This is a genomic window from Paenibacillus sp. OK060 (assembly GCF_900101205.1).
In the GTDB taxonomy this organism is placed as follows: Bacteria; Bacillota; Bacilli; order Paenibacillales; family Paenibacillaceae; genus Paenibacillus; species Paenibacillus marchantiae.
Genome location: NZ_FNFR01000008.1, coordinates 299,327 through 306,284 on the forward strand (window position 1 = coordinate 299,327; position 6,958 = coordinate 306,284).

Annotated in this window: 6 protein-coding genes and 7 tRNA genes; 1 reads left to right on the forward strand and 12 read right to left on the reverse strand. The window is 44.1% G+C overall.

Annotated features, from left to right (window positions below; genetic code table 11):
• The 4 genes from BLS14_RS26685 to BLS14_RS26700 are packed head-to-tail and all read right to left on the reverse strand — an operon-like array spanning position 1 to position 1,779.
• Positions 1-507 (reverse strand): PspC domain-containing protein, encoded by a 507-nt coding sequence (locus tag BLS14_RS26685; RefSeq protein WP_063566168.1) that lies wholly within the window; start codon positions 505-507, stop codon positions 1-3.
• 17 nt (positions 508-524) lie between these two features.
• Positions 525-761 carry a PspC domain-containing protein gene (locus BLS14_RS26690; RefSeq protein WP_063566169.1) on the reverse strand — a complete coding sequence of 79 codons (237 nt, stop codon included), beginning with the start codon at positions 759-761 and terminating at the stop codon, positions 525-527.
• Between the two features lie 4 nt (positions 762-765).
• On the reverse strand, positions 766-1,437 hold the full coding sequence (locus tag BLS14_RS26695; RefSeq protein ID WP_063566170.1) for a PspA/IM30 family protein: 672 nt from the start codon (positions 1,435-1,437) through the stop codon (positions 766-768).
• Between the two features lie 33 nt (positions 1,438-1,470).
• Positions 1,471-1,779 (reverse strand): LiaF transmembrane domain-containing protein, encoded by a 309-nt coding sequence (locus tag BLS14_RS26700; RefSeq protein ID WP_062324034.1) that lies wholly within the window; start codon positions 1,777-1,779, stop codon positions 1,471-1,473.
• A gap of 517 nt (positions 1,780-2,296) precedes the next feature.
• Between BLS14_RS26700 and BLS14_RS26705 the strand changes: the two genes are divergently transcribed.
• A complete protein-coding gene (locus BLS14_RS26705) occupies positions 2,297-4,657 on the forward strand; it encodes a helix-turn-helix domain-containing protein (protein ID WP_090954718.1) in 2,361 nt (786 codons plus the stop codon).
• Positions 4,658-4,840: 183 nt separating this feature from the next.
• On the opposite strand, the gene BLS14_RS26710 is transcribed toward BLS14_RS26705, so the two are convergent.
• The 8 genes from BLS14_RS26710 to BLS14_RS26745 all read right to left on the reverse strand — a co-directional run bounded on the left by BLS14_RS26710 (position 4,841) and on the right by BLS14_RS26745 (position 6,878).
• A complete protein-coding gene (locus BLS14_RS26710; RefSeq protein WP_090954720.1) occupies positions 4,841-5,761 on the reverse strand; it encodes a class I SAM-dependent methyltransferase in 921 nt (306 codons plus the stop codon).
• A gap of 499 nt (positions 5,762-6,260) precedes the next feature.
• A tRNA-Leu gene (locus BLS14_RS26715) sits at positions 6,261-6,339 on the reverse strand.
• Between the two features lie 25 nt (positions 6,340-6,364).
• A tRNA-Cys gene (locus BLS14_RS26720) sits at positions 6,365-6,438 on the reverse strand.
• A 6-nt stretch (positions 6,439-6,444) separates the two neighbouring features.
• A tRNA-Gly gene (locus tag BLS14_RS26725) sits at positions 6,445-6,519 on the reverse strand.
• Positions 6,520-6,523: 4 nt separating this feature from the next.
• Positions 6,524-6,598 (reverse strand) — tRNA-Gln (locus BLS14_RS26730).
• Positions 6,599-6,611: 13 nt separating this feature from the next.
• Positions 6,612-6,684, reverse strand: a tRNA-His gene (locus tag BLS14_RS26735).
• Positions 6,685-6,712: 28 nt separating this feature from the next.
• Positions 6,713-6,786 (reverse strand) — tRNA-Trp (locus BLS14_RS26740).
• A 6-nt stretch (positions 6,787-6,792) separates the two neighbouring features.
• A tRNA-Tyr gene (locus BLS14_RS26745) sits at positions 6,793-6,878 on the reverse strand.
• Positions 6,879-6,958 lie beyond the last annotated feature (80 nt).

A 6,958-nucleotide genomic window follows, 5' to 3' on the forward strand; every position in this document is an offset into this window, starting at 1 on the left:
TTACTTTTCTCCCTTCTCGTAACGAGATAATTTTTGGCGAAGCTCTTCAACTTCTTTTTTCAATGCTTTTTTCTCAATATCTTTCATCATGGAATCAAGTTCACTTTCTTGCTGTGACCCTGCTCCGTAAGCGTTATTGTCGTAAGAACGTGGACCAGACTGAGGTCTGCTGTTGTATCCTGGGCCAGGACCAAAGTTTCCAGGGCCTTGATTATGATTGTTTTGGAAAGGACCTCTTGGCGGCTCGTGATCAAAGTTGTTGTATCCTCTACCAGCGCCAGGACCAGGGCCCGGACCATAGCCGTATGGATCATAAGGTGGATATGGCTCTTTTGGCACCACCAGTGCTGCGATGAAGTAGATTAACAACGACGTGCCGCCAGTTACGAAGATACTGATGACGAAGATGATACGCAGCAAGGTTGAATCCATGCCGATCGACTCGGATATCCCACCACATAATCCTGTCAGCATCCGGTCACGTGTTGAGCGATATAATTTGCTCATGTGCTTACTCCTTTCGTTTACTTGTATCCTCTTACGTGATCAGCACCATAAGTGTATGGATCAGCGTGATAGGGTTCTTTTGGCACTACCAATGCAGCGATGAAGTAGATCAACAATGATGTACCCCCCGTAGCGAAAATACTGATGAAGAAAATGATACGCAGCAGCGTGGAACTAAATCCAAGATTTTCAGATATGCCGCCAATCAAACCTGTCAGCATACGATTACGCGATGAGCGGTAAAGTTTATTCATGTGTCTACTCCTTTCTGTCATTGTTCAGCTTTTGTTTCAGCCGTTCCAGTTCTTTGTCCAGCGTAGAGGATGACATGGTGCCAGACGTACCTGACCCATCCTGACTCATCCGCCGCAAATCCCGGAGACTTTGTGCCTCATATTCGAGATCAGAAACTTGATCGTCCAGCCGGTTGAACATACGGGGTACATTCTGACCGTTGTAGTGACCTCTCTGATTCATTCGTTGCTGCAATTGAATCGTCTGCATACGAGCGTAGTAATATTGGCGTTTGCTGTATACATTTTGATACTCCACTTTCAGTTGGTCGATCTGTTCGTCCAGTTCCTGTAAAGCCGCGTTGCTTTGTGCGTATAATTCATTGTATTGCTCCATTTTTTCCTCGTGGAGGATTTTCTCCTGTAAAGCAAGTTTAGCTAAATGCTCCTCGCCTGCTTTCAGAGCCATGGAAGCTTGTTCTTCCCGTTTGTGTACCATACCTGCTGCCTGATCCGCTTGTTGTTTCATTTGTCTGGTATGGCTTGCATATTGATGACGAAGCTTCTCGGCTTCACCGATGTCTTGGCGGGTCGAGACCAGAAACTGATCAATCAGTTTGACTGGATCCTGACTTTGCTCCAGATGTTCGTTTAAATTAGCTACGGTAATATCCCGCATTCGACGAAATACACTCATTTTGTCTGTCCTCCTTATCATAATCGTGAAAGCTTAGTAACGGCCACGACGACTGCGATTATTACTCAACATGGAGAATCCGAAGATGATTAACCCAATCGCGATGATCGGTCCGATCAGCCAGGCTAGTTTACCCAGCAATGAGAGGATACCGATGAAGAGAACAATCCATCCAAGCAGTACATTTCCTCGTTTAACTCCGTAGTAGCCAAGTGCAATCATCAGGATCGGAATTAGATAACCCATTAAATGTCCCAGTAGAGGAGTTAACTTCCCGAAGAGGAGGAGTGCACCCAATGCAATCAGTACAACCGCCCAGCCATTTCCTTTATTCCATCTCATAATTATTGTTCACCACCCTTTCGGTTCGTTAATTTTGGTTTGTGTGTTTGTTCGTTTGTTTCTTGTTTAACCTTATGTCCTTATTCTAGGGGAAACTGCGACTTTTCAAAACAGACCGTGGACGGTTTTTCATCCTAGACTCAGGTCGGGGATCGGGTTGGACCTTTGACTGTCCCTGGATCAGACCATTGGCCACTATACCGAATAAAGGCCTTAAATATCCCTTATTAACCTTCTTCAAAGCCGTTTCACCCCGTATGAATACGACGTCCATACCTCTTATCTACGTTCTCCCTCGACTGACGTTTCCCATTATGCCTTCCATTAAAGATAAAACGACCTCAATTATAATTTGAACGATTTCATGATCATCATTTCCACTTGAATTTTTATTACTTTTTTATCCAAATAAACAAAATTTAGATTGTTCTATATGTAAGCGTTTACTAAAATAGAAAGTGTTACTAATCCAAAAGTCAGGAGTGGACCTGTGCGATCATTCAGCTATCTACATAAAATGATAGTCTTCGGAATCTTGTTAAGTACCCTGCCCATTCTGTTGACGGGAATCGCCGCTTTTATCTATTCTTCAAAACAATCAGAGCTGCATCGTGCTCAAGCCAATAAACAACTGTTAATCCAAATGCAAACCAACGTGGAGCACAAACTTGCAACCGTAAGCTATATGCTCGATCAGGCCGTTCGGTCACCGGACACGCTCCATTCGCTAACTTCATCATCATCGGTTCAGGGCACCGGGCCTTTGTTTGCTGAGAAGTTACAGACCGAATTCAAGAATATGAGATCATGGGAGCCTCTAATGGATATTACACTCGTAAATCAGACCCAGGATTGGCTTATCGATCATGCTGGCCTGTACCTGAATACTGATTTTCCAATGGCTCTGCCCATGAAAGACTTATTATCGAACACACTCACATCCGGTTGGCAGCTTACACCATCATCCGTGTTTAACAATAATGAACGCCCGATGGATTCAGGCTGCATTTACCATATTGCACTCGCCAGATCGATACCCGATGTAAATGTTTCTTCTGACGCTGCCCTGATTGCGGGAATTCCCGCATGTTCACTGCAAAAACCACTGGAAGAGGATTCACCAGACAGCTCTAAGGCCGGACTAATCATTTTGAATCGTGAACAACGCATCATGGTCCACCCCGATCCCGAATATATTGGTCAGCCATTGGCTGCAGCAAGAATAAAAGATAGCGCGTCCGGTACCAATCTTAGCGAGCTGTTATCTATCCGTGGATTCGCTGCCTCTTCAGGCCAACGGGAGGTACGTATTGCAGATACACGTTACTCTCTGTCCTATACGCATTCTTCTCTAAAAGGGTGGACATATATTCTCATTTCGCCTACGAATATTCTTACTCACGAGTATGTTCAAATTGGGTTGCACACCATGTATATCAGTGTCGCTATGCTACTGCTTTCACTGTTGCTCTCATGGGCAGGCTCGAGAAGAATGGTTATACCCATACGCAAGCTTCTCGTACAACTTGGTGATAAACGCTTATCCAAGGGTAACTTGGAAACCAATTCTACCCTTCATATGGATGAATTTGAGCAAATCAGAGCTGGCGTTTCACAGCTGTCTGCTTCTCGATCCCAACTTGAAAGCAAATTGAATCAGTATAAGTTGCAGATCCGCACTCATTTTCTAATCAACCTGCTTCTGGGAAAAAATGCTCCATCCACTCTTCATGACACACTCAGAGAGAATGGTTATGGTACACAGCTTCAAGAGTGGCAACAAATAGCCGTCATTGCAGTCCAGGCTGATCTTATGAATCACACCAAATATCATGCCAAGGATCGTGATCTGTTGCTGTTTGCCGTTCAGAATATACTGGAGGAGAGTGTTTATGCAGAACAACAGTTACTTCCTGTCGTATATGAACAAGCCGTCATTACAATTATCGGTACCCCTGAGCAAGATCGTGTTCGCTTTTCACAGCATCTGTATACGTTAACGGAACAGCTACAACATCAAATCAGTGGGATCCTTAGTCTCCAGGTAAGCATTGGCTTTAGTCAGCCCCACGCCTCCCTATTTCAGATACCGCAAGCTTATACGGAGGCCCTTGAAGCGCTCAAGCATCGAATGAAACTGGGAGCAGGCATCATCTTTCAATTTGAGGCGATCGATAATCGTACCTCCCATTGGGCACTGCCATATCCAGAATCACTGGAGTATACGCTGATTCAGGCTATCCAAAATGCCGATGAAGCCCAGGCCTCCTCTCACCTCCATCAGTTGCTTGAAGTGCTGTTCGGCATGGAATGTACACCGGAAGAATATCAGGTAGCACTTACCCGATTGTTAACACATATTTTGCAGATGATGCAGGAATCCGGTATACGATTGGGACAGATCTCCAAAGGCCATGGGTCTATCTTCAATGAACTTCATGCTCTACAGTACGCAGCTGAGGTTGAGCAATGGTTTAACAATCATATCATCACACCGATCATTCTCATTTTGAAAGAAAGACAGTACGCCCAATATCAGCACATATCCGAGAAAATAATTGCCATCATCCAGCAAGAATACGATAAGGATCTGACGTTGGAGGAATGCGCATCCAGACTTCACTACAATGCCAACTACCTAAGTAGTGTGTTCCGCAAAGAGACAGGCTGTGCTTTCAGTGAGTATCTGACGAAGTACCGCTTCAGTATAGCTAAAAAGTGGCTTGACGAAAGCGAGCTAGCGGTCAAGGATATTGCCGCACGGCTTCGTTATAACAACCCGCAGAACTTTATCCGGTCTTTTCGAAAATGGGAAGGGATCACTCCTGGACAGTATAGGGAACGAAAGCAGAAGCCTGATCTATCCATAAAGCAATAATTGGCTCTTTTGGTGATGAAGTACGACGGTTATAACTATTTCTATCTATAGAAGAAGAACGTTTGTTATTTAGTCGAAGAATAAGTTGTTTTATATATAAACATCAAAAGGGAGCAGTATAACTGCTCCCTTTTCTCCCTTAAAATTTCATCTAAATTGATTATTGCTGAAATGGGGCTACTGTTACTTGGGCCGTACCACTTTCATATTCGGTTGCTCCAATTGAATCAGAATTTTACCGAACTTCCCTCCACGTGAGAATGTAACCTTACCATCCTTGTAAGTGTCTCTAATATATTGCTCAGCCAGGGCAAGTGAACCTTCATCCGTTGGCAGTTCGTGCATGTTAAGCCACTCCTGAAGCTTATCAACAGCTTCCTCAACAGGCATCTCCATATAACTTGTTTCTTTAGTGATCAAGGTGGTGTAAGAATAATCTTTCAGGTATAGCAGCTGTTGTATATATCCCATATCTCCAGCGTTGAATGATGGATAGACACCTAGTACCTCTTTAAGCTCATTTATTAGTGTGTGTTCTCTCGGTCCAGCCATCGTGCTGATATAAACATACTTTCGGGCAGTGCTGATCACCTGTTCAATCGTTTCCCAATTCGACATTGCCGGGCACATGGATGCAAATGCAAAATCATATTTCTTCTCCCAACCCTTGTCCTGAATCGATATATCCTCGAACCGCTCTGAAACGATATCAATACTGGATGTAAGGGATGCAGAGATTGTCTCCTTCATTAATGAAACTAACAGTTCAGAGGGCTCTACAGCTGTAACGGTCGCTCCTTTGGTTGCAAAAGGAATCGTAAATATGCCCGACGCTGCTCCAATGTCTAATATCGATAACCCGTCAAAACTCACTCCCTGATTTTCAATCCAGCCTATGATGCGTCCGGATCGCTGCTTTCCTTCTTCTGTAAACGATTGTTGATGATATTCTCTAGCCCATCGTTCAAACGCTCCTGTCGCGTCAAACGCTGCGCTCTTCATATTGTATGTTGAAGCTGTGGACTGATTCTTCCACGCTTCTTCCCACATAGATAGATCGAATAAAATTTCAGAATGCTTGGATACATGTTTTTCCTCAGACACGTTGCTTCACTCCATTTCTTTTATAAAATATAAAATTCGCTCGCAAAAAGGATATTATCTTGTTTTGATAAGCATCCTTTATATGAATTTAAAAGAGCTATAATATCCATAATTATCAAAAATAATATCAAAGACTTTATATATCTACAATATACTTATTGAAGTTATGCGTCAATACATAAACCACAATAATTCAATCTCCTTCTACAAACTATCCAAGTGCAGAAATTAGAAAGGAAATTGACGCAGTAGCACAGCAATTGAAAGGTCGCCAATTTACAGGTAAAGCGCTACTTTGAATCTAGAGATACCAGAATGTCGCGTATTTGCCCAAGCACATCATGCTGAATTCCCCTGCAGTAATAGTGTTGTCGTGACCTACAAGAATCCATTCAGGATCCCCTCTTTGCTTAACTGCCGCACGTTCATCTTCAATTCCACCAAATAAAAAAAGCTCATTAGATTTTTCATCTAATGAACTTTTCCTTACTTACTTGAATACCGGCGAGAGGACTCGAACCTCCACGGTTTCCCACTCGATTTTGAGTCGAGCGCGTCTGCCATTCCGCCACGCCGGCATATGATGTTTTTATGAAAATATACTGGAGGCGCCACCCAGATTCGAACTGGGGATAAAGCTTTTGCAGAGCTGTGCCTTACCACTTGGCTATGGCGCCATATTTTGGAGCGGACGACGGGAATCGAACCCGCGACCCTCGCCTTGGCAAGGCGATGCTCTACCGCTGAGCCACGTCCGCATAATGGCTGGGGATATAGGATTTGAACCTATGCATGACGGAGTCAAAGTCCGTTGCCTTACCGCTTGGCTAATCCCCAAAAAAAACAAAGGGGCGATCGAGGGGAATTGAACCCCCGAATGCCGGATCCACAAACCGGTGCGTTAACCACTTCGCCACGATCGCCATAATACAATATGTTCTTAAAGTTAATTGGCAGGGGCAGCAGGAATTGAACCCACACCAACGGTTTTGGAGACCGTTGTTCTACCTTTAAACTATGCCCCTAAAAACTGGTGGAGGATGATGGATTCGAACCACCGAACCCGTACGGGAGCAGATTTACAGTCTGATGCGTTTGGCCACTTCGCTAATCCTCCAGGATTACATGGTGCCGGCGAGAGGACTTGAACCCCCAACCTACTGATTACAAGTCAGTTGCTCTACCAGTTGAGCTACA

Coding starts and splice junctions, on each gene's coding strand:
- BLS14_RS26685 (WP_063566168.1), bottom strand. CDS start 507: ATGAGCAAATTATATCGCTCAACACGTGACCGGATGCTGACAGGATTA.
- BLS14_RS26690 (WP_063566169.1), bottom strand. CDS start 761: ATGAATAAACTTTACCGCTCATCGCGTAATCGTATGCTGACAGGTTTG.
- BLS14_RS26695 (WP_063566170.1), bottom strand. CDS start 1,437: ATGAGTGTATTTCGTCGAATGCGGGATATTACCGTAGCTAATTTAAAC.
- BLS14_RS26700 (WP_062324034.1), bottom strand. CDS start 1,779: ATGAGATGGAATAAAGGAAATGGCTGGGCGGTTGTACTGATTGCATTG.
- BLS14_RS26705 (WP_090954718.1), top strand. CDS start 2,297: ATGATAGTCTTCGGAATCTTGTTAAGTACCCTGCCCATTCTGTTGACG.